This window comes from Nocardiopsis sp. M1B1 (assembly GCF_052466615.1).
This window is the reverse complement of the sequence record NZ_CP196194.1, coordinates 2308258-2333950: the sequence shown is the minus strand read 5'-3', so window position 1 is coordinate 2333950 and position 25693 is coordinate 2308258. Positions and strand designations below refer to the sequence as shown.

Genomic DNA, 25693 nt, shown 5'->3' with positions numbered 1-25693 from the left:
TCTTGATGGGTGAGGAGGGATCTCTCCTCACCCGCAGAGGAAGCACGGCAGCCGGGGCGGAGCAGGTATCGAGCGCCTACCGATACAGCCTTTGAGTGAAAGGAGGGATCGGCCCTCCGCCCCGGCCCTTTGGTTCGCGTGCCTTCCCTGCTTTCTGCGGGGTCTCACCGAATCGAGGTGGCGATCATGAAAGCTCTCAGGAGATGTCTTCGCCCAGTCCTGGTGGTCGGCGTGGTGACCGTGAGCGTCGTCCTGGCCTCAGCCGAGTTGTGGCCCGCATGGGCGCAGGAGGCCGAGGATCCGGGTGTCACTGACCTGGACGCCGTCATCACCAACATCCGCAACTGGATCGTCGGGTTGCTGGTGGTGCTGGCCACGCTGCTGCTGACCATCGGCGGGCTGCGCTACCTGCTCGCCGGCGGTGACCCGGGTGAGGTCAACAAGGCCAAGGACACCCTCAAGTACGCCGCGCTGGGCTACCTGGTGGCGATCCTCGCACCGATCCTGGTGCAGATCCTGCGCGGGTTCGTGGGGCTGTGATGAGACCGCGCCCGTGGGCTGTGGCGGTCCTGGTTCTCTCCCTCAGCGGCGTGGTCCTGGTCGGATCACCGACAGGCGCCGAGGCCGCACCGGTCCCCGCAGACGTCCCCGAAGAGCCGGGTGAGTCCGCGCCGACCGACCCCGAGGAGTGCGGAACCTTCGACTACGGCTGCCGGGTCTCGGTCGGCTTCTACGTGTGGGTGGCCGACTTCGTCGCGGAGAGCGTGGAGTTCACGATCACGCTGGCGGCACTGCCCGCGCTGTCCACCCCTGCCCCGACCGACGGGGTCAGGACCGCGTGGAGTGAGGTGCTGGCCGTCACCAACAGCCTGTACCTGCTGGTGGTCGTGGCTGCCGGGGTTTTGCTGATGAGCTACCAGACCGTGCAGACCTCGGCCGGGCTCAAGGAGCTGCTGCCCCGGGTGGTGTTGGGCTTCGTGGGCGCGAACACCTCGTTCCTGCTCACCGAGATGATGCGTGAGCTGGCCAACGGCATCGCGGTGACCATGCTCGATGGGGCCGCCACCGTCGACAACATCACCGAGACGCTCGCCCGGGTGCTGGGTGATCCCGGTGGTGAAGCACTCCTCGTGCTGCTGTTGATGCTGATCGGTTCGTTGCTGGTCTTCTTCTTCATGCTGGCGGCGATCGTGCGGATCGTGTTGTGGATCCTGCTGACCGCCATCGCCCCGCTCGCGCTGGCCTGTCACGCGCTCCCCCAGATCGACGGCCTGGCCCGCCTGTGGTGGCGGGCGATGGGCGCCCTGATGGTGATCCAGATCGCCCAGGCCCTGGTGCTGCGCCTGATGGTGGTGCTGTTCCTGTCGCGAGACGCCGCCCCGGACTTCGTCGAGGCGGCCCAGGGCGTCATGGACGTCCTGTTGATCATCTGCTGCATGTACGTGCTGGTGCGCATCCCCTTCTGGGCGTTCAAGCAGGTGTTCAACTACCAGAAGTCGCCCCTGGTCAAGGGGACCAAGCTCGCGGCCAGCCTGCTGGTCTTCCGAGGCCTGGGCAGGGCGTTCGCCGCGAAGAAGACCGCCGGGACCGCTGCCGCCTCCCGGGCAGCGAGCCGCGCACCCGCCACAGCGGCAGCGCCCGCCCCCACCCGTGCGTCACCGCGGTGGCGTCAACCCGAGCTGTCGAACTTCTCCGCACGGTTGCCGTATCGGCAAGATCCGCTGCCCGGGATCGACCGGCGGATCGACCGCCCTCAGCAGGCGCGGCTACGGGAGCGGCGCCGCTACCACCAGCCCGAGCTGACCCCTCCCCGGCAGATGCCGCCTCCGCGGTGGCGTCAGGAGCCGTTGCCGCAGTGGCAGGAGCCCACTCCCCGGCAGGAGATGTTGCCCGGAGCCCGCAACCTGCCACCGCCCCGGCCGCGACCACGCCCTCGGCAGCCCGCGTTGTTCGATCCCCCAACCCGTTCCCGCCCTCGGAGGAGGCCCTGAGTGTCACGTGTACGTATGCCCGCCGATGTGGAGCGCGAGGACAAGATCCTCGCCGGACTCACCGCCCGCCAACTGGTGATCATCGGCGTTCCGCGGGGATCGGCCTGTGGGCCGCCTACTCGGTGCTCGGCCACCTGGTGTCCCCGATCGTGGTCGTGGTCGTCGCGGTTCCGGTCATGGGCGCGGCGGTGGCCGCGGCACTGGTCCAGCGCGACGGGTTGAGCCTGGACCGGCTGATGCTGGCCGCGTTCCGGTTCGCCCGCTCCCCCAAACGCCGAGCAACCGGTGCCGCCCCCGCAGCGCCCCTGCCCTCCTGGGTCGGCGCCACCACACCACCGTTGCCCTCACCGCTGAACCTGCCCCTCCGGTCCGTCTCCGACGACGGTGTGGTCGACCTGGCCGAGCACGGCTGCGCCGTATTGGTGTCGTGCTCGACGGTGAGTTTCGCCCTGCGTACGCCCTCGGAGCAGAACGGGCTGGTGAACGGTTTCGCGTCCTACCTGAACTCGCTCAACACCCCGGTGCAGTTCCTCATCCGGGCGGAGTCGATCCGTCTGGACCCGTTGGTGGACGCGCTCGACCAGGCCGCGCCGAACCTGCCGCACCCGGCGCTGGAAGGCGCCGCTCGCGACCACGCCGACTACCTGGCCGTGCTGTCCCAGTCCCAGGACCTGCTGCGGCGCCAGATCGTCCTGGTGCTCACCGAGCCCGGGGATGCCTCCCACGGGGCCGTCTCGGTGCGGCGCCGTGCCGAGGACGCCGTGCGTGGCCTGGCCTCCGCTGGTTCACGTGCTCGTGTGCTCACTGGGCCGGAGGTCTTCGCTGTGCTCGCCTCGGCTGCTGACCCTTCCAGCCGTCACGTACCACCCGCTGGGCTGGCTGGCTTGGACACGGTCATCACCGGCCCCGCCACCGCTCAGGAGCCGTAATGCGTAACCGCCGGAAGCCCCAGACCTCGGCAGGTGGGCCTGTACCCGCTGAGGTGGAGGTCGCCGTCCGCCATCTGCGTGTGGGAGGCGGGGTGAGCGCGTCCTGGGCGATCACTGGCTATCCCGCCGAGGTGGGTCACGGGTGGATGGAGCCCCTACTGACTTACCCGGGGCGGCTTGACGTGTCCTTGCACATCGAACCGATCCCTGCGCAGACCGCCGCCGACCGGCTCAGGCGACAGATGTCGAAGCTGGAGGCTTCCAGCCGCACCACGGCGGAGAAGGGGAAGCTGGAGGACTTCGAGGCGGAGGTGGCCGCCGAGGATGCCCGGGAGATGGCTGCCTCGTTGGCCCGAGGTGAGGGCAAGCTGTTCCGGGTCGGGCTCTACCTCACCGTCCACGCTCGCACGGAAGAGGAATTGGCGGAGGAAGTCGACCACGTCCGCTCCCTCGCCGCCTCCATGCTGCTGGATGCCCGCCCCGCCTCCTACCGCCAACTCCAGGGGTGGATCTCCGGGCTGCCCCTGGGTGTGGACCTGCTGGACCAGCGGCGCAGCATGGACACCAGCGCTCTGTCGGCCGCGTTCCCCTTCGCCAGCCCGGACCTGGCCGTACAGACCAGCGAACGGGCGGTGCTCTACGGGCTCAACGCCACCTCCTCGGGCGTAGTGGTCTGGGACCGGTGGGCGTCCGACAACTACAACTCGGTCGTGCTCGCACGTTCCGGCGCGGGCAAGTCCTACTTCTGCAAACTCGACCTACTGCGCTCCCTGTACACCGGGGTCACCGCCGCGGTCATCGACCCCGAGGACGAGTACACCCGTCTCACCCGCGCCGTGGGCGGAACGGTCATCAGCCTGGGAGCACCGGGTGTCCACCTCAATCCGCTCGACCTAGCCCTGGACGCCTCCGCGCGACGCGACGCGGTATCCAGGCGTGCGCTGTTCCTGCACACCTTGATGGCGGTGATGCTCGGCGGTGCTCTGTCCGCACGGCAACGTTCCGCGCTGGACCGGGCTCTGGTGGCCGCCTACCGAGCTGCTGGGATTACCGCTGACGCCTCCACCTGGTCCCGGTCCGCGCCGCTGCTGGCGGATCTGGTGGCCGCTCTGGAAGCCGACTCCGACGAGCACGCCCAAGACCTGGCGATTCAGCTCCAGCCGTTCGTGAACGGGTCCTACTCCGAGCTGTTTCGTGCTCCCACCACCCAGCGCCCGACCGGCCACCTGGTGTCGTGGTCGCTGCGTCAACTACCCGACGAACTCAAAGCGGTCGGCACACTGCTGGCGTTGGACTCGATCTGGCGGACCGTGGCCGATGCCACCCCTGATCACCCGCGCATGGTGCTGGTGGACGAGGGATGGATCCTGATGCAGGAGCCCGAAGGCGCCCGGTTCCTGTTCCGGCTGGCCAAGGCCGCACGAAAACGCTGGACCGCGTTCGGTCTGGCCACCCAGGACGCCGCGGATGTGCTCGGCAGCGAACTGGGCAAGGCGATCGTCGCCAACAGCGCGACGCAGATCCTGATGCGACAAGCGCCTCAGGCCATCGCCCAGGTCGCCGACGCCTTCGCCTTGTCGGAGGGCGAGCAGCAGTACCTGCTCACCGCCTCCCCCGGCGATGCCCTGCTGTGCAGCGGCGCGGATCTGCGGGTGGCCTACCGGGTGGTGGCCAGCGACGCCGAACACGCCCTGGTCACCACCGACCCCGCCGAGCTGGCCTCGACCCGTCCCGAAGAGAACACCCCGTTCGCGGGCCTGGCAGACGAGGACGAGGAGGACCTGCTGTGAGCGGCTGGCTCATCGACCTCGGAGAGTTGCCCGCGACATTGGGGGCCGCCATCACCGGATGGGCGTTCTCCTTCGGTTTCACGCTCGCAGCGGCTGTCCCGCCCGCCGTGGTCGGCCTGGTTCTCGTCCGCTACGTCCTGGGGTGGGCGCGGCAGTGGCGGTGGCGGAACGCTGCCCGCCTGGTGGAGATCCTGCCCCCGCCACGCAGCGATCTGGCCGGGGCCGAGGACCTGTGGCGTCAGATGCTTGTCTCGTGCCGGGTTTATTGGAGGCTCGGAACCAACGCTTCGCCTTCTGTTGCCCCGGCCTGCTGCCGGTAGAAGCCGTCCTCGAACTCCGCTGGCGGGACCAGACCGATCTCGCCGTGCAGACGGCGGTGGTTGAACCAGTCCACGTACTCGGCTACCGCGATCTCCAGGTGGTCAAGGTTCCTCCACGGGCCGCGGTTACGGACCAGCTCGGCCTTGAACAACGAGTGGAACGCCTCGGCCAGAGCGTTGTCATAGGAGTCGCCGGTGGTGCCGACCGAGGCCACCGCGCCCGCCTCGGCCAGGCGCTGGGTGTAGCGCACCGCCAGATACTGCACCCCGCGGTCGGAGTGGTGGACCAGCCCATCGATGCGCCGTCCCACGTGTGCCCGGTTCCACACCGCCATCTCCAACGCGTCCAAGGCCAGATCGGTGCGCAACGACCGCGACACCTGCCAGCCCACCACCCGGCGAGAGAACACATCGATCACGAACGCGGCGTAGACCCACCCGGCGAAGGTGCGGATGTAGGTGATGTCGGCGACCCACAACCGATTCGGAGCATCCGCGGTGAACGCCCTCTCGACCAGGTCCGGGCGCATGTCCGGGCCCGGGGCCGGGGTGGTGGTGCGCGGGCTCTTGCCGCGGGTGATGCCCCGCAAACCGGCTTGGCGCATCAGCCGGTGAACGGTGCAGCGGGCCACCCGGTGGCCCTGCCGGTTGAGTTCGGCGTGGACCTTGCGCACCCCGTAGACGCCGTAGTTGTCGGCGTGCACCTGCCGGATCTTGGCGGTGGTGGCCTCATCGGTGCGCGAACGCAGCGACGGGGTCCGGCTCTTGGCCGCGTAGTAGGTGGACGGGGCGACCTGCAACACCTCGCAGATCGGCTCGACCCCGAACTCCTGCCGGTACAGGTCGATGTAGGCCACTACCTGGTGTGTGGGCGGTCGAGCTCCGCCGCGAAGAAAGCCGACGCTGACTTCAAGATCGCGTTCGCCCGCCGCAGCTCCCGCACCTCGCGCTCGAGCTCAGCGATCTTGTGGGCCTGGTCGGTGGTGGTGCCGGGCCGGGTCCCGTCGTCGATCTCGGCCTGGGTGACCCAGTTGCGCAGCGTTTCACGGTTGACGCCCAACTGGTCGGCCACTCGGGCGATGGCCCCATCGCGGGTGGTCGGGTTGCGGCGGGCGTCCACAGCCATCCGGATCGCTCGTTCGCGCAGCTCAGGCGGGTACTTCCTCGGTGCCGGCATGACTCTCATCCTTCCCAAGTTTGAGAGCCTCCATCACACCCGGAACGAGACAGAGCGTGAAGTAGTCCGCGGCCTTGTCCTCCAGCACGACGGGGGCGAAGGGCCGGAACGGTTCGCGGAACTTCACGGTCGCGTTGAGACGGTTGACCACCTCGGGGTGGAGCGGTGAGGCAAGGATCGACCGGTTGCCCAGGGCGCGCGGGCCTGCTTCCAGGCAGCCCTGGAAGAGACCCACGATCCGTCCGTCCGCGAGTTGGCGGGCCAGGTGCTGCACGGGGTCGGTGATGCGCCGAGCAGAGAGCCCTTCACGCGGTCGACTGTCCAGAGTGATCTCGGGATAGTCGGGACCGAGGTAGCAGCGACGCGCTGTCCCGCTGGCCAGGGTCCCGGTGGTTTCGGCGTAGAGGGAGAGCGCGGCTCCAGCCGCGGTACCCGCGTCTCCTGGAGCGGGAGGAACCGCGACTTCCTCGAATCCGCATTCGCGCACGATCGCGCCGATCGACACGCAGTTCATCGCCACCCCGCCGCCCACGCACAGCAGTTGTTCCCCTGTCAGCTCCCGGGCTCTGCGCGCGAGGTGGACCATGGTCTGCTCGGTGCGTTCCTGCAAGGCCGCGGCGAGGTCGGCGTGCACGTCCAGGAGCGGGGATCCCTCGGTGCGTGGAGGGCAGGTGGCGGCGGTGAACACCGGTGAGAGCCGGGGATAGCGGCTGGAGATGACCCGCAGGGGGAAGAGAGCGGAGTCGAGAGAGAAGCCGTTCTCGGTCAGGCGGATGGCCCGTCGGAAGAGGGCTCGGAAGCGCGAGGGGTCACCCAGCGCGGCCAGGGCCATGACCGTTCCCTCCTCGTCCCCGCGACGCCACCCCAGGTGTTGGGTGACCGCCCCGTAGGCGTAGCCGAGGGAGGCGGGATCACTGATCCGCGCGACCGGCTCATAGATGGCCCGGTCACCGTCCAGGCTCACTCTGGCGATGGAGGTGGTCGTGGTCTCCCCGAGGGAGTCCACGATCAGCACGGCGGCGCTGTCGTAGCCGGAGGCGGCGAACGCGTAGATGCCGTGGGCACGGTGGTGTTCCACCCCTGTGACACGGGCTCGGGGAAAGGTGTCTGTCAGGGCGGACAGGCGTTCAGAAGCCCGACGATGAACCCTCGCGAAGCTGGTGGCTCGGGGCAGCGCCCTACGCCGGGCTGTTTTATGAAGGAGGTACCGCAGGCTGGAGGGGATCGCGTTGCGGTACAGGCCCGGGTCGAAGTTGTAGGCGATCGAGGTGACGTCGTCGGCCGTGAGGTTCGCGCGTGTCAGCAGGTAGTCGATGGCGTGACGAGGGAAGGCACGGGTGTGCTTGTCCCCGTTGAGCCGTTCCTCCTCCACCAGGCCGACGAGTTTGCCGTCGCTGATGAGCGCGGCGGCCGAGTCATGCGTTCCCGAGCACAGGCCGAGGAGCACAGGTGTCGTCACTGTCCCTCCTTCCAGACGAGCGGCGCGCGAGGTGCTCGTACCAGTGGGTGAGCGCCATCCCCAGGTCTCCCGGGATCGCTTGGGCCCCCTGCTGGGCTTCGTGGCGTTGATTCGTCTTCCACTGCTGGTAGCTGCGCATGATCTGGGAGAACGCTCCCCAGCCGGGGTGCGCGAGCCCGCCGTCCTGGGCGTGAGCGAGGGTCGCGTCGAAGTCCTCCCAAGCCAGTACGAGCGGGAGGCCTCTGGGGCTGGAACGCGGATCGCTGGGAAGCTCGGCGGCGCTCTCCCAGTGCTCGGCGTACAGGTGGAGGGAGTCGACGTGGTGGTGGTATTCGCCCAGTTCAGCGCCGATCCAGTGCGCCATGAGCTCGTGCAGGATCGAAAAGGTGAAGATGTCGTAGCAGAACCCCAACCACAGGTCCTGGCTCCGCATGGTGGTGTGCATCTGCAACCGGCCCTCGCGTACGAAGAACCGGAAGTTGAGGGTGCAGGGGATGTCCTTGTTCGGCACGACGTCGCAGGCGGGGTCGTAGATCTGGATGACGGCGCGCCGGGTGTCGGGATCCTCCAGGAGCAGACGGCGGGCACGGTCCAACTGGTCGACCTCTCCCCTCCACTTGCGCAGTCGCGGGCCGTAGGCACCGCGGAGGAGCCCGTTGTCCGCGAACTCCGCCAGACGGCGGTTGTAGTCGAAGATCCATGCCCCGTCGCTGCCGGAGAGGATCCAGACCGCTTCAGCCACGGCGAAGGCCGGATTGAGAAGCCGGACCGGGGGCAGCGACACCAGCCTGCGGCGAGGTTCGGCGATCACGAGATGGGCCCCAAGGATCTCCTTGGTCGCGGATCCGCGTGGGGACACGAGATCGCCTTGGGCCAGAACCGTGTGCGCGGCGGACGTGAACACCTCGTTCGCCGATCCGCCTCGAATCGAGATCACAGGGCGCCCCCGGTGGCGGTCGCAGCGATGCGCGAACTGACCGTGTGCACGGTGGCATCGGCGTGGTAGCACTCCCAGTGCTCGGCGATCCCTTCGGCCAGGTCGGTGCGTGGTCGGTAGCCCAGCAACGCGTACGCCTCGCTCAGGTCCGCCTCAGAAGCGGTGACGTCTCCCGCCTGGCTTTCTCCGTGATGCACCCGGATGGGCGCCCCGATTACGGATTCGGCAACGGCCAGGACCTCGGAGACGCTGGCGCTCCGTGGGCCCGCCACGTTGACCACGTGCGAGCCCGTGAGCGGACGAGTACCGGCCAGGACCGTCGCCTCAACGGCATCGTCCACATAGGTGAAGTGCCGCCTCTGAGAGCCGTCTCCGAACACCGTCACGGGGTGCCCCGTGTGAGCGGCTTGGAGTATGCGAGACATCAGCATCGTCGGACGCTGGTACGGACCGTAGACGGTGAAGTAGCGCAGAATGCAGGCGTCGAAGCTGGACACCTCGGCATAGGCCAGGGCCAGCCGCTCAACCGCGAGTTTGGAGACCCCGTACGGCGACACCGGTTGCGGAAGGTCCTCAATACGTGATGGCCGGACCGTGGAACCGTAGACGCTGGAGGACGAGGCGACGACGACCCGTCGGACGCCGGCCTCACGACACGCCTCCAGCAGCCGCTGCGTCCCAAGGATGTTCGCATGCACGTAGTCGGCGTAGCGGCTGCCCCACGACTCACGGACCCCGCTCACGCCCGCGAGGTGGAAGACCGTGTCCACGTCTCGCAGAAGCGGAACCAGCTCGTTGACGGCCAGGTCGCACTGCCGGAACGAGAAATCGCCCTCCGTGCTGATGTCCGTCGCACCGCAGCGGAAATCCGCTTCCCGGGGCACGGGCACCTCGTCAAGACCGACGACCTGATAGCCGTCCCGCGCCAGACGTGCCACGAGGTGGGAACCCACGAAGCCGCTGGCTCCTGTGACAGCCCTTCTCCAGGGCCTTTGCCCGCCGGTCATCGGACCGGACCTTCCAACACCCTCACATGAACTCCTGTAGCCGTTGCTCGGTCGTTCGCCAACGGCAGCAGTGTTCCGCCCGGGATCGCGTCAACCTATGCGCGCACGCATAACCTTCGCGTTCGGATTATGCGCGGCGTTCGATTCACTGCCTTTGAACAGGTTCGATAACCCGACAGCAAGGTGCCGTTTTCCCAGACAGGAGCCGGGAGGGCAGCCGCGGCCGGGCGGAGCGTTTTCGCGCCCGGGCACAATGAGGTACGGACAAGGCGGCCGACTCGGGTGGGGAAGACCAAAGGCATGATCCGTTCCGTGGTGTTCGATGTCGGCGGGACCCTGCTGGACGACACCCGCGAGTGGGCGCGGTGGGCGGACTGGATCAACGTCCCCCGGCACACGTTCTCCGCCGTCCTGGGCGCGGTGACCGCCGAGGGCCGCGACAACGCCGAGACCTTCGACTACTTCCGGCCGGGCTTCGACCTCGCACGGGAACGGCAGCTGCGCGAGGAGGCAGGACAGGGAGAGCTCATCGAGGAGGTGGACCTGTACCCGGACGTACGCGCGGGGCTGCGCGCGCTCCGTGACGCGGGTGTCTGGGTGGGGATCGCCGGCAACCAGACGGCACGGGCCGGAGAACTGCTCCACGGACTACATCTGCCGGTGGACGGCATCGCCACGTCGGGTGAATGGGGGGTCGCCAAACCCGACCCCGCGTTCTTCGTCGAGGTCATCGCCATGGCTCCCGGCGCGCCCGAGGAGATCGTGTACGTGGGCGACCACCGCGACAACGACGTCCTCCCCGCCCATGCCGCCGGCCTGCGGACCGCTCTGATCCGGCGCGGCCCGTGGGGGCACCTGTGGGCGAACGACCCCCAGGTCACCAAACGCGTGGACTGGGTGATCGACTCGGTACACGACCTCCCGGCTCTGCTCTCCGAGGCCTGAAACCCACTGTGCGCCGCGCCAGGGGCCCTTACAGTGGCAGCGTGGCCGAACCCTCTCCCTCTCTTACGGCTGAGACCGCGCTGCGCACCGCGGCCCGCACGGCAGCCGAGTTCTCCTGGTCGTACCTGGACGCACACATCCTCGGGCCCGTGGGTGAGAACGCCTCCGTGCTACTCCCCCGCGAGCAGCTCGTCCTTCGTATCTGTGCTGGTAGCAGCTATGACCGGGGGCGACGGGAGCTACGTCTGGCCAGGTGGCTGCACGACAGCGATGTCCCCGCCGTCCAGGCGGTCAACGGCATGGACGGCCCCCTTCTGCGTGAAGGTTGGGCGATCACCGTGTGGAAGTACGTTCCGGGCGTCCGACCAGCATCGCCCGATGTCATCGGCACGGTCCTACGTCGGCTGCATGAGCTGAAGGACCCTCCGGACACGGAGCTTCCGTCCTTGGACCCCCTCGACGGGACCGAGGACTACATCGACCAGTCGTACCTGGAACCCGGGGAGAAGTCTTTCCTCCGCCACCGGCTCGATCGCCTGCGTAACGCCTACGTGCATCTGGAGCCCGTGCTTCCTCCTGGTCCTGTCCACGGCGACGCCCACCGCAAGAACATCGTGCAGGACCAGAACGGGAAACCGGTGGTCCTCGACCTTGAGCGCTTCAGCAACGGGCTTCGCGAATGGGATCTCGTCGTGGCAGCGGTGTACGAGCGCTTGGGCTGGTACACCGCCGCCGAGTACGCGGGGTTCGTCACGGCCTACGGCTGGGACGTCCGGGAGTGGTCGGAGTTCGAGACCATGGCCGCGGTTCGGGAGCTGCGGATGACGGCGTGGTTGTGTGCCCGCACCGGACGGGAGCCGCACCTTCTGCCCGAGGCTCGAAGCCGCATCGCTTCCCTGGACCAGGCCTGCGGCCTCAAGCGGTGGCAGCCCGGAACCTGACTTCAGGGCCGCGCCAACGGAGAGTCGACGAGGAACTCCTGGAACTCCCGTACGGGGCGGGTCGTGGCATAGGGTTCCAGGCTGGCTTGGAAGCGCGTGATGTAGGCGTGGACGCGGGCCGAGCGCAGTCGGCTGGCAGCCTCGATGGTGTGCCGCGCGACCGTGCAGGCGGCTTCGATGTCCTTGGCCGGGGTCATCAGGTGAGCTCCCGCCCGTACCAGACCGGCGAAGGTACGACTGCGCCGGAAGCTGGTGGGTGCCAGCGCGATAGACCTCTGTGCGTGTTCGACCGCCTGTGGACCTCGTCCAAGGTCGTGGAAGCAGTGCGCGAACTCGTCGGCCATCTCGGAGGAGTTGAAGTACCCCATCCAGGCGGGTTCCTGTTCATTGTCGATAGCGGCGAAGGCGTTCTCCATCTCCTTCAGCGCGCTGGCGCAGGCGCGTTCCTCTCCAAGGGAGGCCAGTCCTCGGGCCTCCATGGCGGCGAGCATGGCTCGGATAGCGGGGGTGGCCTGGGCACCGGTACCGGCCTTGGCGGTACGGGCGAGATCGACCGCGCTGCGGAAGTCACCGAGGAAGTTGGCCTGGTGGCTGAGTAGGGCGAGCGCCTTCGCCCCCAGCAGGCGGTTCGACCCAAGGTGGGCCAGGTTCAGGGATTGGAGGAAGTAGCGGCGGCCCAAGGCGTGCAGCCCCGCGTCATAAGCCATGGCTCCCGTCTTGGCGGCGAAGCGAGCGCTCGCGGAGAAGAGCGCTCTGCCCACCTGTGGGGTGAAGCGGCCCCGCAACAGGGGTGCGACCTCACTGGTCAGGTACTGGACGGCTGCGGTTCGTGCGTGTCCGCCTCCAAACTCATGATCCAGAGTCTCGAAGAGGTCGCAGGCTCGCGTGATGGCGTGGACGTCGTCCTCGGTGACGTTGAGCTGGGCATCGGCTTCGGTACCGATGAGGGCTGGGGGTGCGACCAACCACCGGAGCAGGGGCGTGCTCAGGCGTTCCGCCTGCATCATGGGCCAGTTATCAGGAATGCGCTGTGAAAGATCGGCGTCCCACAGCGTTCCTGCCTGTCTGACCGCTTCCTGCACGGATTCGGTGAACAGATCAGCATCCGAGGAAGCGCGGTCATCAGTCATCCGCACGGTAGGAGCCGCAGAAGGCAGTGTCTCCAGAGGTGCGCCGAGCCCCCGCAGGGCTTCTATGGCCTTGCGACGGTCGGTGAGTCCCTTCCCAGCCTCAGCCCGGGTGATGGTGCTCTGCGCCACTCCACACATGCTCGCCAGCGCTTCCTGCGTCAGCGAAGGCACTCGGCGTCGAAGGAACCGCACCACTGCCCGGGCGTCGCGTTCCCGGACCGCGTCGACCATCTCCGGGTCCTGCCACACCCAGGCCGGAATGCAGTGGCACGCTCCTCGCCCGTCATGGCGCGGGCGTCCGCAGTTCCCGCACATCGGAGCCTCCTCCGTCACCTGGGGGCGTAACGAGACGCCCTCACAGTAGCGGTGAATCCGATTCCTTTTCAGCGCCTTCGGAAACCAGCCAGGTGCGCCAGGAGAGCTTTCTCCTCGTCATGACCCGGAAATCGAACGGCACGCATTATTCGAACGCCGCGCTTAACCTCGCACGCATAGGTTCTCCCTCCGAGCGAAACCACACTGCCGTGTATGACCGCAGCAGCAACAGGGACAGAGCGTTCCCACCTCTGGTCCGCCCCTGACACGACGTACCCGGACGGGGAGCAACGCGACCGTGCCCTGGTGCAGGCGCTCGTCCAGCTTCTGGAGGACACCCGGGCGCTGGGCGGCGTGGTGTTCGGCCGCGACGGGCTGCACCTGGCCCGCGCCGGGATGGACCAGGTCCAAGCCGAGCGGGCCACCGCCGCACTCAACGGCCTGCACCTGTTCTCCAGGGAAGCCGGACGCCAGCACAAGCGGGGAGAAGTGGAAACCGTGCTGGTGCGCTACCGGAGCGGCGCGGTCGTGATCGCCCCGCTCACCGACGAGGCCACAGCAGCGCTCGTGGTGGACGATGCGGCGTCGTTGCGTGAGACGGCCCGTGCCCTGACGCTGTTCGCCGGATCCGTCCAGCACCTCCTCCCGCGCCAGCCGCGCCCGTTCATTCACCAGGCCAGCGGAGACGAGGGGCGGGGATGAGCACGATCGCACCCGCACCGCTGACGGTGCGGCCCGGTACACGGGTGCTCATGGACACGTTGGTGCGGGCCACTCCGTCCATACCGGCTTCCTACCAGCCCGACCTGCCCGAGCCGGCCGTCTCGGTGTGGCGGCTCTGCCTTGATGCGGAGCACCCCGTGACGGTCGCCGAACTCGCGGCCCGGTTGGGCTTCTCTCCGGCGTTGGCCGGTGTGCTGGTCTGCGACCTGGCCCAGGTGGACCTGCTTCGGATCGTGCGTTCTCCCGCGCTGGCGGCACGTCTGCGTTCGTGGGCCTGCGGTGGGCCGGCCGAGGGCCCCGTTCCGCGCGTGGCCAAGCTGCTCGTCGTGGGAGGCCAACCCGAGCAGGTGCGCCGATGTCTCGCGCACCTGACCAGGAGGGAGCCCTTTCCTCTAGACCCGGGGTGCGGTGTGGATGTCGCGGTGGCCCGGATCGCTGAGGACCTGCACCTGCTGGGGCTCGGTGTGGCGGTGGAGGCGCACCACCCGTCATGGGCGGACCTGTGCCGGGACGCCTTCGGAGCCCTGGTGATCGCCGACCCCACCGAGCCCGCTCACACCGCGGACCGGATCGCGGTCCTGCGCGCTCTGGGAGTCACGCTGGTGGCTCTGGTCCCCGTACACGACGGCGCGGAACCCACCCCTGAACAACTCCGCGCAGCCGCAGGCCTGGCCGATGACGTTGACCCGGTGGTGGCCGCCGATCTGGGCTCGTCCACCGCCAGCGCCGAAGGGCTGATGGACCTGTGCACATACCTGGAGAACGGAGGCCACCGATGAACCAGCCCCGTGCGGTGATCTTCGGCTCCGGGCACTCTGCCCTGACGTTGGGCACCGGGCTGTTGGCGGACGGCTGGCGCGTGGACGTGTTCACCCGCCACTCCACCCCCGAACTCCTGGGCGGCCCGGCCGGGCTCACCCAGATCACCCTGCCGTCGGTTCGCGCGGCCGAGCGCTCCCTGGGGCTGGACCTGTGGGCCGCCACCGCGCCGAAGGCGCAGAGCGTGCGCATGGCGATGGCCTCCGCGGATCGGCCGTGGGAGTTCAGGGCCGAACTACCCGCGGCGGCCACCGCCGTCGACCACCGGCTGAAGACCGCGTACTGGTTGCAGCGCTTCGAAGCGCTGGGCGGCGGGGTCTACGTCAAGACCTGCACCGTCGCGGACGTGGCCTCCTTCGCCGCCTCCGGGATGTATGACCTGGTCGTGGTCGCCCCCGGTGTGGACAGCGACCTGGGCCGACTCTTCGCCCCGGATGAGCGCCGTGTCGGCGGTGCCACGGACCGGGTAGCGGTACAGGTGCACCTGGACGGGTTCGACCGTGCCCCTGGGGACGCCGACATCCAGGTCATCACCCACCCGGAAGGAGAGGTGCTGGTCTACCCGGCGCTGACGCACGACGTGCTCAGCCCGAGCCAGGTCCGGGAGCTGTCGGGGGCTGGCGAAGCCCCTGTCGACGTCGCGCCCTTCTGGGCGGTGTGTGTACAGGTGCTCGCACGCCCTGGCACGGACCTGGACCCCACGCCCGCTCTGGGCCAGAAGGCGAACGCCGCCACCGCGGCGGGACTGCCTTCCCGGCACGGCCACCACGCGCGCAACGCCTGGAACCATGTGCTGCCTCGTCTAGGAGTGCTGGCGCCCGACGTGGCCGAGCAGTGCGCCAAGGCCAGCGTGGTTCCCCGCTCGGAGCTGGTACGCCACATCCGCCCCCGGGTACGGCACCCGGTCGCCGTTGTGGGCGGAACGCCGGTTCTGGGCATCGGCGACGCCACGGTGACGGTGGAGCACGCCTCCGGTCAGGGAGCGGGGGCTTCCGTTCTGGTGGCCACCACCGTCCGCGACCAGATCCGGCAGCAGCGCCACCTCAACGGCCCCTTGGACGGAGACTTCCTCACCGGAGCGTGGGAGGCGTACTGGGCTCGGCACGGCCAGTACACCAGCGGCTTCGGCGAGTTCGTCACCGGCTACTGGAACGGCTCTCTGCCTGGGGCCCTGCTGACGGCCTTCGCCGAGACCGTGGCCATCCCTGAAGGCGCCAACGCCTGGGCCGCCGGACTGGACGACCCCGCGCGCATGGCCCGCCTCCTCTCGCCCTGACCCCTTTTCCCTCACCCCCGGCACGAAGGACCTGCTTCACCATGCCCGAAAACGCCTCCCCTCCGAGATCCACCCCCAACCCGAAGCTGTACAGCCACCGCAACCTCCAGCGGTACCGCCGCTTGGTCGTGGGGCTGTCCCACCGGCTCGCGTGGAAGGTCGACAACACCGCGATCGCGGCCCTCTATGCCCGCCACTTGGCCGCCTCGCACCTGGAGGTCGGCCCGGCCGACGGCCACTTCCTGGTCAACGCCCCCGACCCCGTCGGCCCGGACGGTGTGCCGCTCTCACCGCGTCTGCGCCAGATCCACCTTCTGGACCTGCACGCGGCACCGTTGGAACGGTGTGCGCGCTTGCTGGGCGAGCGCGCCCAGGTGAGCACCCATCAGCACGACGTACTCTCCCGTCCGTGGCCGCTGACCGACGAGGCGGTGGGGTCGGTGGCGATGTTCCATGTGCTGCACTGCGTCGAGGGCGCCTCGCTGTTCGCCAAGCACACGCCCTTCTCCGAGATCGCCCGGGTTCTGGCGCCCGGCGGGGTGTTCATCGGCTCCACCCTGCTCGGCTTGGAGGATCCCTTCACCCGCAACAACTGGCTCGCCCGCCGGTTGCAGCGTGTCTACAACAAGGCCGAGCCGACCGTGCTCAACAACCACGGTGACCGGTTCGTGGAACTCCGGCACATGCTGAGTCTGCACTTCACCGACGTGCAGGTGAGCGTCATGGGAGCGGCCGGGGTGTGGGTGGCGAAGGGGCCGCGCCGATGACCACCACCAACCGTGAACCCGTGGCGATCGTCGGCATGGGATGCCGCCTCCCCGGCGGCATCATCTCCCCAGCTGGCCTGTGGGAGGCGCTGCTCGAAGGACGGGACTGCGTCACCCGCATCCCCGAGCACCGGTGGAAGCAGATGGTTAAGCACCTGCACCCCGACCAGGTCCCCGGCCAGCCGTTCCCCGCCGGGGTGGTCGACGTCGACGCCTTCGACCGGGAGTTCTTCGGCATCGGCCCGGACGAGGCCGCGGAGATGGACCCCCAGCAGAAGCTCCTGCTGGAGACCATCTACGAAGCGCTCGCCGACGCCTCACTGCGCCCCTCCTCGCTGGCTGAGTCGGCGACGGGGGTGTACGTGGGGGCGGCCAGCACCGACCAGGCCAGCGTGAACTTCGGTGCCGGGCACCGGGCCGGAACTCATACCGGTTCCGGGGCCGGGATGGCGATCCTGGCCAACCGCGTCTCCTTCCTGCTGGACCTGTCGGGACCGTCGCTGACCTTCGACACCGCCTGCTCCTCCTCGTTGACCGCGTTGCACTACGCGGTGCGCGACCTGCGCGCCGGAGCGGTGGAGACCGCGGTCGTCGCCGGAACCAACATCCTCACCAGCCCGGTCATCACCGCCAGCTTCGTCGAGGCCGGTGTGCTCGCCTGGGACGGGCGGTGCCGCCCCTTCGACGCCCAGGCTGCCGGGTACGTGCGCTCGGAGGGCACGGTGGTGCTCGTCCTCACGCGCGCCGAGCGGGCGCGCGAGCAGGGGCGTCGGGTGTGGGCGCAGGTGGCCGGGACCGCCATCGGCCACGGAGGCGCCTCCCGGCACCTGCTGCGCCCGCGCGCCGAACGCCAAACAGCGGTGATCCGCCAGGCCCTGGCCGATGCCGCCGTCCACCCGGACCGGGTGGGGTGGGCGCAGGCGCACGGCACCGGCACCCGCGCCGGGGACCGTATCGAGGCGATCGCCCTCGCCGAGGCTCTGGGCCGGGGCACGCCTGTGCCGGTGGGGTCGGTCAAGGCCGCGCTGGGCCACCTCGAAGGCGGCGCCGGAGCGCTGGGGGTGATGGTCGCCGCGCTGGCCGTCCACCACGGCCAAATCCCGCCGACCCTGCACCACCGCACCCTGCGCCACCGGGTGAAAGGGCTGGTGCGGGTACCCACCACCGTGGAGGACTGGCCCACGGGTGAGGACCCCGGGCAGGAGAGGACCCGTGTGGCCGGGGTGAGCAGCTTCGGGTTCGGTGGCGCCAACGCCCACGCCGTCATCACCCAGGCACCCGCGGTGGAGCCGCCGTTGGAGCAGGATCCGATGCCGTTGCCCGAGACCGTCCTGCTCTCCGCCCACAGTTCGGCCGCGCTCGCCTCGGCCGCCGAACGCCTGGCCGAGCGCGCCCCGCAGGGCCGATCGGTGGGCACCGTCGCCGACACTTGCCTTGCTCACGGCCCCCACCACCGGCACCGGGCCGCTGTGGTCGCCGCCGACCTGGGCACCCTGGTCCAGGGACTGCGCAGCATCCAAGACGGCGCACCCAACGCCGACGTGGTCGACCCTGGCCGCGCGGCTGACCTCCGACCACAGACGGTGTTCGTCTACACCGGGCACGGCGGCCACCACCCGGACGCCGGAGCCGAACTGCTGCGCGTACCCGCCTTCGCCCACGTTCTCCACGAGGCCCGGGAGAAGCTGGCTGAGCACACGGGCTATCCGGTGTGGGAGCCGGGCCAGGGCATCACGTCCTTCACCGACGCCCAGCACTGCACCTTCCTCGCCCAGGTCGCGCTCACCGCGCTGCTGGCCGACCGCGGCATCGTCCCAGACCTGGTTCTGGGGCACTCGGTCGGGGAGATCGCCGCCGCCCACACCGCCGGGGCCCTGCCCCTGGATTCGGCCGCGCGGGTGCTCGCCCACCGCAGCCGCCTGCTGGGCGGGCTGACCGAGGCGGGCGGACTCTTGGCCGTCCGCGCCGGGGTCGAGGAGACCGGTGAGTTCTTGGCCGCCTACGACGGGCGGGTGTCCATCGCCTCCTACAGCGCTCCGCGGGTCCAGGTCGTCGCCGGACCACACGGGGACCTGCTGCACCTGCACGCCGCCCTGGACTCCGAAGGGGTGTGGAGCAGACCGGTGGCCGATGTCATCCCCGCCCACTCCCCCGCTGTGGATCCACTCGTCTCCGCACTGGAACAGGCCCTGTTCGGGCTGCGTGTCCAGGCGCCCCGGGTACCGATCATCTCCACCGCCTACCCGCACGAGGGCACGGCCGAGGCGGAGATGTGGGGGACGGCGTACTGGGCCGCGCAGGCCCGACAGCCGGTGCGGTTCACCGACGCTCTCCACCGAGCCGTTGACATCCCCGGCGGGCCGATGGTGTTCGTGGAGATCGGGCCGCGGACACTGCTGGTCGAGCACATCGCCCACACACTGGGCGATACCGTCCACCGTCCTGTGGCCGCCACCGCCGATCCCACAACGTTCGCCCACGCGATCGGAGAGCTGTACACCCGCGGCGTCACTCCCACGGGACCAGCACATCGCGCCCATCCGGACCTGGTCATCGCCCCGGGCTGGGACCGCACCAGGGCATCAACGGCGGGGACCGTGCCCGGACAGGTCCCAGCACCCACGCCTGACGGGGTGGCGGAGCACCTGACCGCCGAGGTTTGCCGATTGCTTCATCTGCCTGATGGGTTGGACATGACGGCGTCCTGGACCGAGCTGGGTTTGGAGAGCCACCAGCTCCTTCAGCTGACCTCCCGGCTACGCCGCGTTCCGGCCTGGCGACACGTGAACATCCGGCTGTTCCTGCCCAGTCGCCCTCTGTCCCGGGTCGTGGAGGACCTCCAAGCCCTGTTTCCGGCTCCTTCGACCCTTTCCGCCGGGCGCCCGTCCGTTCTCCCCTGATCCCGGAGCGGCGCCCCAGGGGTGTCCCCGCTCAGCTGGAAACGGGCGGGGGCACCCCCACACTCTTCAGGACCACGCCATGTCCCTCTCTTCCGACACCCGCGCGGCCTGTCGCCGCACCGACATCGACCCCGACACCCTGTTCGTCACAGGCCGCGCCCAACGCGAGGTCACCCGTATCTGCCGCAGCTGCGCGATACGCCTGCCGTCCCTGCCTGAAGCCCTGAAGAACCAGGAAGAGCACGGGATGTGGGGCGGCATGACCGCACGCCAGCGCCGCCAACTCCTCCAGCAACACCCGACCGACTGGGAGCAGGCGATCACCACCCCGGTCCCCGCCATGACAGGAAGACGATGACCGAGCCGTTGAGTGCGCAGGAGCTGTCGAGCGCTCCCGCCATCATTCGCCACCTGGCCGCCCACGGGCGCCGCGCCACCGTGGACACCACCATCACCGCGTGTTCACACGGGTACCGCGTCACCATCTCCTCCGCCAAACAGGACCGCCGCATCCAGGCGCACCTCATGCGGAAGGGACGCCGCTGGTGGCAGGAGCTGGCCTTCTTCGAGGGTGATACCGAAGTGGACGTCGAGGGCGGGCTCGCGGAGATGATGCGCCTGCTCAGCAAGGCCGGTGACCGGGTGGGCTCCCCAGTCGCGAACACCCGTCACCTGGGCACCAACCCCACTCTGGCCACGCGTTCGCACACCATCATCCGCGTTTGAGCAGGGCTACCACGCCGGAGCTACCGGCATGGACGACCTGCACCTGGTGACCACCGTGGGTGACCTGCTCACTCAACCGTCTGGCCAGGGGCCAAGCATCGACGGCGTCGCCCGCCCGACTTGCAACCGTCTGATCCTGCACACCTGGCTCAACGGGGTCCTCATCGCCGCCAAGACGACCGCAGTCATACCTCTGGAAACGGTCGACCTGCTCTTGTCTTGTCTTCTGCCCCACGTCCTGTGCACCCCGAGGAGAGCCATGCCGACCAACAGCACGCCCTTCCGACTCGCTGTGGTCAACATCAAGGATGGTGGTATTCGGCATCCGCTCGGCATGGACCACGTGCTGACGGAGTTGTTCGCGACCGTCAAGGCCCCGCCAACCGCAGTCGTAGTCACCGAAGCCCGCGACTGGGACAAGAACGGCACCCGGCTCGGACTACGAGCCACCAGCGTCCTGGCCGACATCTTCGGCCCCCGCTATCAGATCCGCATCGGCCACCTGGAGCGCGCGCCGGTCCCGCCCGCAATCATCTGGAATCCGGACCAGCTTGCCCTGATCCGGTGGGACGTCCCCTCCAGCACCCCGAACAACTCCGACGTGTGGAACCGAGCGATCTTCGAAACCGCCTGGTGGGACAGCCCGCTCACCGTCATGGCCGCCCACTGGCACCCGTGGGACCGCACCAATCGGCTGCACTCTGCCCTGACCGCCTCCGGGCTGCTGGGGCCCGAGAGGTTCGCCATTCTCGCCGGGGACTTCAACTGCTCCCCCAGCGGAGACTCCGCCCTGTGGCCGTTCACCGACTTCACCCAGATGCCAATTCACCAACGCCACCACAAGGGGTGGCAGCCCAACGGGCCGTCGGGCCCGTGGGCAGCACATACCGCACCCCTGGACCACCTACTCGGTACCTGGGATCCCGCCACCAGAGCTCGCGTGGGAGGTATCGGGTGGCATACCGCGGTCGAGGTCGCATGGGAGCTGCGCGGTCGCCCCACCGGGCTCTTCCCCGCCACGGTCAATGACGGCATCGACTTGGGCGGAGGAATGGTCATCGATCACGCCCTGCTCAGTCCGGCACTGGCTGAGACCGTACTGCCTGAGGAGACAGCGGTCCATCTGCCCAGAGGAGCGATGGTCAGTGACCACCGGCTTCTCACGACCGCACTACAGGCAAGGTCGTCCCTGCGCACCTGAGGATTCTGTCGGTGAACATGCGCACGGCGCTCTACTCACCCCCGGCGACACCACCGACGGCCGCTGAAGTCCCATGGCTGCGCTGATACGCGACCCGGTGCCCGAGCAGCGATGTGCCGGCCCTGCAGCAAGCACAGCGGGTCTCCTGGAGATGCGGCTGTCGGCACAGGGGATCGGCGTGCCCTGCACCGCGTCACCGTTTCGGCACCCCGCCCGACGGTCGCTGCTCCACTTTCGATATCGTCCTCCGATATCGGACCACGTCAGCAGAGACGGAGCAGCCACCCGTGAACACACCGCCGACACCCCCGACGGTTCGGCGACCGTCGCCCGCAACCCCAGCACCGGACGTGGTGGGGATGGTGTGGAGATGAACGGGTCAACCGAGAAGAAGGTTACTGCCGCCGCCGGACTCGGGACCGTCGGCGAGGTGTTCCGAGTCTTCCTCACCTTGGGCCTGACCTCGTTCGGCGGGCCGGTGGCGCACTTGGGCTACTTCCGGGAAGCGTTCGTGGTGCGCCGCAGCTGGCTCACCGAGTCCGACTACGCGGACCTGGTGGCGCTGTGCCAATTCCTGCCCGGACCGGCCTCCAGCCAGGTCGGCATGACCATCGGGCTGCGCCGGGCCGGGTACGCGGGGATGGCCGCCGCGTGGGTGGCCTTCACCTTGCCCTCGGCGATACTGCTGGTGGCCTTTGCGCTGGGCGTGCAGGCCGTGGGAGCCGAGCCCGGGGCCGGATGGCTGCTCGGGCTGAAGGCGGCGGCGGTGGCCGTGGTCGCACACGCCGTGGTGGGCATGGCCCGAAGCCTGGCCTCCGGAAAACGCCAGGCCGCGATCGCGGTGGCCGCTCTGGTGCTGGTCCTGCTCCTGCCTTCGGCTCTGAGCCAGGTCGTGGCGATTCTCGTGGGCGGTGTACTGGGCCTGTTCTGTCTGCACACGACCGCGTCCACCCAGGACGGTACGGACGGCGGCGGGGTCGGTGTGAGGCGCGGGACCGCGCTGGTGTGCCTGGGAGTGTTCGCCGCCCTGCTGGTGGCTCTGCCCGTGTTGGCGACGCTGCCAGCCAATCCCGCCGTAGGAGTGGCGGACGGCTTCTACCGAGCGGGGTCGCTGGTCTTCGGTGGCGGGCATGTGGTGCTGCCGCTGCTGGAGGCCGAGGTAGTGAGCAGCGGAGCCGTGGACCACGAGTCCTTCCTCGCCGGGTACGGCGCGGCACAGGCCGTGCCCGGACCGCTGTTCACCTTCGCCGCCTACCTGGGCGCGCTGATGCCCGTAGCCGGAAGCCCGCTGCTGGGCGCAGCGATCGCCCTGGCCGCGATCTTCCTGCCCTCGGCGCTTCTGGTCGTGGGCGCACTGCCGTTCTGGGAGCGGCTGCGCACCGCGCCGCGCGCCCGCGGCGCCATGGCCGGAGCCGGTGCGGCAGTGGTGGGGATCCTGGCCGCGGCCCTGTACGACCCGGTCTTCGTCCAGGGCGTGGTCTCCTCCGGCACGATGGCCGTGGCCGCGGTTGCGTTCGTGGCTCTCTCTGTGTGGCGCCTGCCTACCTGGGCGGTCGTCCTGGTGGCCAGCGCGGCCGGGTTCGTATTCCTGTAAGCGGCCACGGCGCGGTCCGGGTCGCGGTACCAACCCCGCTTCACCATTCCCCGGCGCGATCCGTTGTGGGGATCCGTCCGGTGCCCCGACGCAGCAGCTTGGGCGCGAGAAAGAGCAAGACCACGGCCAGGAGTGCGACGACTAGGCCGATCCAGTTGCCCGCAGCCAGCGCACGGCCGCCGAGTGAGCCGGCCAGGGTTCCGCAGACCGCCCACAGAGCGGCGCCGACGGCGGAGTAGAGGACGTAGCGGCCCAGCGGGTAGGCCAACATGCCAGCGGTGACACTGAAGGCGGTCTGACCGCCGGGGACGAATCGGGAGGCGGCGGTGCCCGGGCCGCCGTAGCGCTCGATCCGGCGCTGGGCCCAGCCAGCCGCGCGTCGACCGCGCTCTCCCCGCTCCAGTCGGGTCAGAGCACGCCAACCCAGGAGTCAGCCGCACAGGTAACCGACACCGTCACCGGCCAGTGATCCCACCGCGCCGCACACGCCCACGGCGAGGATGTTGAGGCGTCCGGCACCGGCCAGCGCCCCGGCCGTGAAGATAGCGGCCTCGCTGGGCAGCGGCGGGAACACCGCCGAACCTGCCAGACACACGATGAGGACCGGGCAACTGAGCGGAGTACCGGCGGCGACGGCGTCCAGCGGGTTCACGCGCCGCCCCGACGCGGTCCGGACGTCCCCACGCCATCCGGCGGATCCGTTCCTTTCAGGACTCGGGACCGGTCGTTCCCGCCATGCCGCCTCATCAGAGCGTGCCTGACCGAAAACACACGGCAGCTACCCATCGCTTCACGATATCGACTCGCGTTATTTTCGCTTACCCGAGCCAGCACGCACTCAACCACCACTGGTTTTCCCCTCGCCGCCGCTGGCGGCGAAGAAAGCGCTCACCGGGGTTCCTCAGTGCCCAGCACCTCGCGGGCCAGTTCCCTGAGCGCCGCGCGATCCTCGGCCAGTACCTTCCTCCCGGCCTCGGTGGCGCGGTAGACCCGCCGCGTGCGGCCCTCCACCACCCGCTGCTCGGACACGAGCAGGCCGTCGGACTCCAGACGGTGCAGGGTGGGGTACAGCGTGCCCGGGCTGATGTCGTAGCCGTGGGTGGCCAACTCCCGCGTCATCCAAGCACCGTGGATCTCCTCCTCGGCAGCGTGGTGCAGGATGTGCAGCCGCACCGCCCCACGCATGAAGTCGCGCATGCCTCGCCTCCTCGAACACTGTGCTGCGCGCACCCTATATCACGAGCCCGATATCGGGATCAGATACCGGGCCGAGGCTGCTGTTCACTCCCTGGACATCCGCGCGAAGCTGTCCGTAGATATCGTCCTTCGACATCGTGATCCGATATTTGGAGGCGATCAGCGTGATCATCCATACATCCACCCTCGACGCCGTCATCGACACCCTGGTCGCCCGCCACCCCGAAGTCGACCCCGCACAGGTCGCCGCCTGCGTGTACGCCACCTACGACGCGCTCAAGAACGGCGCTACCATCACGACCCACCTGATCACCCTCACCCAGAGCCGCGCGCACAAGGAGCTCGTCAAGGCTGCAGAAAGCGCCCAGGGCGCGACCGATCGCACCGCCTGAGGAAGCTTCGCGCGCCAGGGACCCACCACTGCCGCAGCCCACGCTGCTCCGCCCTGGACACCCAGGACCCGAGTGATCCACGAGTCGAGACCATCGAAGGGCTCACGCCCCAGGGATCCGTGCGCGAAGCCGCGACCGAAGGCGGAGAGGTGGACCCGCAGACGGAACCGCTCCTAAACCCAGCGCGGGGCGAACGAACGGCAGAGGTGACCGAATTAGGAGGTCGGGCAGCGGGGGCCGTCGACGCAGGGAGCCTCTCTAGGCTCAGTGCCCTCCTCTGGGCTCCGTCGCTCCAGCAGGACGGTGTCGCGCCAGATCCCGTGGTGGCGGGCAACGCGCTCGCGCACGCCCACGGTGCGGTAACCCGCCTGGTGGTGCAGGGCCAGGCTGGCCCGGTTCTCGGGGAAGATCGAGGTCTGGAGCGTCCACAGTCCGGCGGTGTCGGCCTCGGTGACCTGCCGGTACAGCAGCGCCTTGCCCACGCCCCGGCCGCGCGCGTCCTCGGCGACGTAGACCGAGGTCTCGGCCACCCCGGAGTAGACCTCGCGGGCGGAGACGGGCGAGGCGGCGGCCCAGCCGACGACGCGGCCGTCCGACTCGGCGACCCACCGGTGGTCAGGCATCCATCTGCCCTTCAGGTCCTCGACGGCGGGCACCTGTGTCTCGAAGGTGGCGTGGCCGGTGGCGACGCCCTGGGCGTAGATCTCCCGGACCGCGTCCAGGTCGGCGTCGGCCATGGCGCGGGTGGTGACGTCGGCGGGCAGGTCGGTGGGGCAGCACGGACGGGCGGTGAGCATGCCCATCACCGCGTCGGCGGCGTGCGGCAGGCCCGTGCAGCAGGCGGGATTGACCGTCACCCGTGTCGAGGTGCCCGCCTTGGTGAGGGTCACGAACCCGACGTCGGCGAGCTTGCGCAGGTGGTGGGAGACCGTGGGTTGGCGGACCTCCACCATCTCGGCGAGTTGCCCCACGCTGACCGAGCCGGGGGTGGTGGCGATGGCGTGCAGGAGCTGGACGCGCATGGGTTCGGCCAGGCAGGCGAACCAGGCGGCGTAGGTCTCGGCGTCGGCTTGAGGGAGTTCGGGAGTGGTGCGCTCAGGCTGTATCACGGTCATACTTCACATTATCGACCACGATCTATGGTTGCGTCCATCGGC

General features: G+C 69.2%; 26 protein-coding genes and 1 other annotated feature. Of the genes, 16 read left to right on the top strand and 10 right to left on the bottom strand.

Going from position 1 to position 25693, the window contains the following annotated elements; all coding sequences use genetic code 11:
* Nucleotides 1-231 precede the first annotated feature (231 nt).
* The 4 genes from ACSTA4_RS10060 (at nt 232) to ACSTA4_RS10045 (ending at nt 4710) form a co-directional block, all read left to right on the top strand.
* The gene (locus tag ACSTA4_RS10060) at nt 232-540 is read left to right on the top strand and encodes a pilin (RefSeq protein WP_444963288.1); all 309 of its coding nucleotides are present in this window, start codon (nt 232-234) and stop codon (nt 538-540) included.
* Nucleotides 540-1991, top strand: a complete 1452-nt coding sequence (locus ACSTA4_RS10055; protein WP_212643402.1) for a hypothetical protein — start codon at nt 540-542, stop codon at nt 1989-1991. Before ACSTA4_RS10060 ends, ACSTA4_RS10055 begins: the two co-directional genes overlap by 1 nt.
* A gap of 122 nt (nt 1992-2113) precedes the next feature.
* A complete protein-coding gene (locus tag ACSTA4_RS10050; RefSeq protein ID WP_444963287.1) occupies nt 2114-2920 on the top strand; it encodes a PrgI family protein in 807 nt (268 codons plus the stop codon).
* On the top strand, nt 2920-4710 hold the full coding sequence (locus tag ACSTA4_RS10045) for a VirB4 family type IV secretion system protein (RefSeq protein ID WP_212643401.1): 1791 nt from the start codon (nt 2920-2922) through the stop codon (nt 4708-4710). The genes ACSTA4_RS10050 and ACSTA4_RS10045 overlap by 1 nt, the downstream gene beginning before the upstream one ends.
* Before the next feature lie 262 nt (nt 4711-4972).
* Here the strand turns inward: ACSTA4_RS10045 and ACSTA4_RS10040 are convergent.
* The 4 genes from ACSTA4_RS10040 to ACSTA4_RS10025 all read right to left on the bottom strand — a co-directional run bounded on the left by ACSTA4_RS10040 (nt 4973) and on the right by ACSTA4_RS10025 (nt 9610).
* Nucleotides 4973-6207, bottom strand: a protein-coding gene (locus tag ACSTA4_RS10040; RefSeq protein ID WP_444962296.1) for an IS3 family transposase whose coding sequence is annotated in 2 segments (ribosomal slippage) — nt 4973-5928 and nt 5928-6207 — 1236 coding nt in all. Because the reading frame shifts where the segments join, the coding sequence is not laid out codon by codon here.
* Nucleotides 5816-5929: a sequence feature (AL1L pseudoknot), on the bottom strand. It overlaps the preceding gene by 114 nt.
* Nucleotides 6179-7666 (bottom strand): carbamoyltransferase N-terminal domain-containing protein, encoded by a 1488-nt coding sequence (locus ACSTA4_RS10035; RefSeq protein ID WP_444963286.1) that lies wholly within the window; start codon nt 7664-7666, stop codon nt 6179-6181. The genes ACSTA4_RS10040 and ACSTA4_RS10035 overlap by 29 nt, the downstream gene beginning before the upstream one ends.
* On the bottom strand, nt 7623-8570 hold the full coding sequence (locus ACSTA4_RS10030) for a thymidylate synthase (protein WP_249352433.1): 948 nt from the start codon (nt 8568-8570) through the stop codon (nt 7623-7625). The genes ACSTA4_RS10035 and ACSTA4_RS10030 overlap by 44 nt, the downstream gene beginning before the upstream one ends.
* A gap of 29 nt (nt 8571-8599) precedes the next feature.
* Nucleotides 8600-9610, bottom strand: a complete 1011-nt coding sequence (locus ACSTA4_RS10025; RefSeq protein ID WP_256448851.1) for an NAD-dependent epimerase/dehydratase family protein — start codon at nt 9608-9610, stop codon at nt 8600-8602.
* A gap of 300 nt (nt 9611-9910) precedes the next feature.
* On the opposite strand from ACSTA4_RS10025, the gene ACSTA4_RS10020 reads away from it, so the two are divergent.
* Both ACSTA4_RS10020 and ACSTA4_RS10015 read left to right on the top strand, forming a co-directional pair.
* A complete protein-coding gene (locus ACSTA4_RS10020) occupies nt 9911-10555 on the top strand; it encodes an HAD family hydrolase (protein ID WP_249352229.1) in 645 nt (214 codons plus the stop codon).
* Nucleotides 10556-10596: 41 nt separating this feature from the next.
* The gene (locus ACSTA4_RS10015; protein ID WP_444963285.1) at nt 10597-11496 is read left to right on the top strand and encodes a phosphotransferase enzyme family protein; all 900 of its coding nucleotides are present in this window, start codon (nt 10597-10599) and stop codon (nt 11494-11496) included.
* A gap of 2 nt (nt 11497-11498) precedes the next feature.
* On the opposite strand, the gene ACSTA4_RS10010 is transcribed toward ACSTA4_RS10015, so the two are convergent.
* Nucleotides 11499-12941: a helix-turn-helix transcriptional regulator gene (locus tag ACSTA4_RS10010; protein ID WP_444963284.1), complete on the bottom strand. Its 1443-nt coding sequence runs from the start codon at nt 12939-12941 to the stop codon at nt 11499-11501.
* A 213-nt stretch (nt 12942-13154) separates the two neighbouring features.
* On the opposite strand from ACSTA4_RS10010, the gene ACSTA4_RS10005 reads away from it, so the two are divergent.
* The 9 genes from ACSTA4_RS10005 (at nt 13155) to chrA (ending at nt 22947) form a co-directional block, all read left to right on the top strand.
* Nucleotides 13155-13643, top strand: coding sequence for a roadblock/LC7 domain-containing protein (locus tag ACSTA4_RS10005; protein ID WP_212643367.1), 489 nt, complete (start codon nt 13155-13157; stop codon nt 13641-13643).
* On the top strand, nt 13640-14443 hold the full coding sequence (locus tag ACSTA4_RS10000; RefSeq protein WP_212643366.1) for a DUF742 domain-containing protein: 804 nt from the start codon (nt 13640-13642) through the stop codon (nt 14441-14443). Before ACSTA4_RS10005 ends, ACSTA4_RS10000 begins: the two co-directional genes overlap by 4 nt.
* Nucleotides 14440-15759 carry a hypothetical protein gene (locus ACSTA4_RS09995; protein ID WP_212643365.1) on the top strand — a complete coding sequence of 440 codons (1320 nt, stop codon included), beginning with the start codon at nt 14440-14442 and terminating at the stop codon, nt 15757-15759. Before ACSTA4_RS10000 ends, ACSTA4_RS09995 begins: the two co-directional genes overlap by 4 nt.
* Before the next feature lie 41 nt (nt 15760-15800).
* Nucleotides 15801-16526, top strand: coding sequence for a methyltransferase domain-containing protein (locus tag ACSTA4_RS09990; protein WP_212643364.1), 726 nt, complete (start codon nt 15801-15803; stop codon nt 16524-16526).
* Entirely contained in the window at nt 16523-19426 is a 2904-nt protein-coding gene (locus ACSTA4_RS09985) for a type I polyketide synthase (protein WP_444963283.1), read from the top strand. Before ACSTA4_RS09990 ends, ACSTA4_RS09985 begins: the two co-directional genes overlap by 4 nt.
* Before the next feature lie 79 nt (nt 19427-19505).
* Entirely contained in the window at nt 19506-19784 is a 279-nt protein-coding gene (locus tag ACSTA4_RS09980) for a WhiB family transcriptional regulator (RefSeq protein WP_212643362.1), read from the top strand.
* Complete coding sequence (locus ACSTA4_RS09975; protein ID WP_212643361.1) at nt 19781-20152, top strand: hypothetical protein; 372 nt, start codon at nt 19781-19783, stop codon at nt 20150-20152. The genes ACSTA4_RS09980 and ACSTA4_RS09975 overlap by 4 nt, the downstream gene beginning before the upstream one ends.
* A 28-nt stretch (nt 20153-20180) precedes the next feature.
* Nucleotides 20181-21353 carry an endonuclease/exonuclease/phosphatase family protein gene (locus tag ACSTA4_RS09970; RefSeq protein WP_249352227.1) on the top strand — a complete coding sequence of 391 codons (1173 nt, stop codon included), beginning with the start codon at nt 20181-20183 and terminating at the stop codon, nt 21351-21353.
* 370 nt (nt 21354-21723) lie between these two features.
* Nucleotides 21724-22947, top strand: coding sequence for a chromate efflux transporter (gene chrA / locus ACSTA4_RS09965; RefSeq protein ID WP_212643360.1), 1224 nt, complete (start codon nt 21724-21726; stop codon nt 22945-22947).
* Nucleotides 22948-22987: 40 nt separating this feature from the next.
* On the opposite strand, the gene ACSTA4_RS09960 is transcribed toward chrA, so the two are convergent.
* From ACSTA4_RS09960 to ACSTA4_RS09945, 4 genes are all read right to left on the bottom strand, one after another.
* On the bottom strand, nt 22988-23350 hold the full coding sequence (locus ACSTA4_RS09960; RefSeq protein ID WP_256448863.1) for a DedA family protein: 363 nt from the start codon (nt 23348-23350) through the stop codon (nt 22988-22990).
* Between the two features lie 27 nt (nt 23351-23377).
* Nucleotides 23378-23599 carry a DedA family protein gene (locus tag ACSTA4_RS09955; RefSeq protein ID WP_212643359.1) on the bottom strand — a complete coding sequence of 74 codons (222 nt, stop codon included), beginning with the start codon at nt 23597-23599 and terminating at the stop codon, nt 23378-23380.
* A 236-nt stretch (nt 23600-23835) separates the two neighbouring features.
* Nucleotides 23836-24144 carry a PadR family transcriptional regulator gene (locus tag ACSTA4_RS09950; RefSeq protein ID WP_212643358.1) on the bottom strand — a complete coding sequence of 103 codons (309 nt, stop codon included), beginning with the start codon at nt 24142-24144 and terminating at the stop codon, nt 23836-23838.
* Nucleotides 24145-24178: 34 nt separating this feature from the next.
* Nucleotides 24179-24316, bottom strand: coding sequence for a hypothetical protein (locus ACSTA4_RS09945; RefSeq protein WP_444963282.1), 138 nt, complete (start codon nt 24314-24316; stop codon nt 24179-24181).
* Here ACSTA4_RS09945 and ACSTA4_RS09940 point away from each other — a divergent pair.
* On the top strand, nt 24309-24536 hold the full coding sequence (locus tag ACSTA4_RS09940; protein WP_444963281.1) for a three-helix bundle dimerization domain-containing protein: 228 nt from the start codon (nt 24309-24311) through the stop codon (nt 24534-24536). The two genes, ACSTA4_RS09945 and ACSTA4_RS09940, sit on opposite strands and share 8 nt — an antisense overlap.
* Before the next feature lie 215 nt (nt 24537-24751).
* Here ACSTA4_RS09940 and ACSTA4_RS09935 read toward each other — a convergent pair whose 3' ends face one another.
* Nucleotides 24752-25651, bottom strand: coding sequence for a helix-turn-helix domain-containing GNAT family N-acetyltransferase (locus tag ACSTA4_RS09935; protein WP_212643356.1), 900 nt, complete (start codon nt 25649-25651; stop codon nt 24752-24754).
* Nucleotides 25652-25693: the final 42 nt, after the last annotated feature.

Excerpts from the sequence above, each read along its gene's own strand:
- ACSTA4_RS10055 (WP_212643402.1), top strand. The coding sequence starts at position 540 with ATGAGACCGCGCCCGTGGGCTGTGGCGGTCCTGGTTCTCTCCCTCAGC.
- ACSTA4_RS10045 (WP_212643401.1), top strand. The coding sequence starts at position 2,920 with ATGCGTAACCGCCGGAAGCCCCAGACCTCGGCAGGTGGGCCTGTACCC.
- ACSTA4_RS10025 (WP_256448851.1), bottom strand. The coding sequence starts at position 9,610 with ATGACCGGCGGGCAAAGGCCCTGGAGAAGGGCTGTCACAGGAGCCAGC.
- ACSTA4_RS10020 (WP_249352229.1), top strand. The coding sequence starts at position 9,911 with ATGATCCGTTCCGTGGTGTTCGATGTCGGCGGGACCCTGCTGGACGAC.
- ACSTA4_RS10010 (WP_444963284.1), bottom strand. The coding sequence starts at position 12,941 with ATGTGCGGGAACTGCGGACGCCCGCGCCATGACGGGCGAGGAGCGTGC.
- ACSTA4_RS10005 (WP_212643367.1), top strand. The coding sequence starts at position 13,155 with ATGACCGCAGCAGCAACAGGGACAGAGCGTTCCCACCTCTGGTCCGCC.
- ACSTA4_RS10000 (WP_212643366.1), top strand. The coding sequence starts at position 13,640 with ATGAGCACGATCGCACCCGCACCGCTGACGGTGCGGCCCGGTACACGG.
- ACSTA4_RS09995 (WP_212643365.1), top strand. The coding sequence starts at position 14,440 with ATGAACCAGCCCCGTGCGGTGATCTTCGGCTCCGGGCACTCTGCCCTG.
- ACSTA4_RS09990 (WP_212643364.1), top strand. The coding sequence starts at position 15,801 with ATGCCCGAAAACGCCTCCCCTCCGAGATCCACCCCCAACCCGAAGCTG.
- ACSTA4_RS09985 (WP_444963283.1), top strand. The coding sequence starts at position 16,523 with ATGACCACCACCAACCGTGAACCCGTGGCGATCGTCGGCATGGGATGC.
- ACSTA4_RS09980 (WP_212643362.1), top strand. The coding sequence starts at position 19,506 with ATGTCCCTCTCTTCCGACACCCGCGCGGCCTGTCGCCGCACCGACATC.
- ACSTA4_RS09975 (WP_212643361.1), top strand. The coding sequence starts at position 19,781 with ATGACCGAGCCGTTGAGTGCGCAGGAGCTGTCGAGCGCTCCCGCCATC.
- ACSTA4_RS09970 (WP_249352227.1), top strand. The coding sequence starts at position 20,181 with ATGGACGACCTGCACCTGGTGACCACCGTGGGTGACCTGCTCACTCAA.
- chrA (WP_212643360.1), top strand. The coding sequence starts at position 21,724 with ATGAACGGGTCAACCGAGAAGAAGGTTACTGCCGCCGCCGGACTCGGG.
- ACSTA4_RS09950 (WP_212643358.1), bottom strand. The coding sequence starts at position 24,144 with ATGCGCGACTTCATGCGTGGGGCGGTGCGGCTGCACATCCTGCACCAC.
- ACSTA4_RS09945 (WP_444963282.1), bottom strand. The coding sequence starts at position 24,316 with ATGATCACGCTGATCGCCTCCAAATATCGGATCACGATGTCGAAGGAC.
- ACSTA4_RS09935 (WP_212643356.1), bottom strand. The coding sequence starts at position 25,651 with ATGACCGTGATACAGCCTGAGCGCACCACTCCCGAACTCCCTCAAGCC.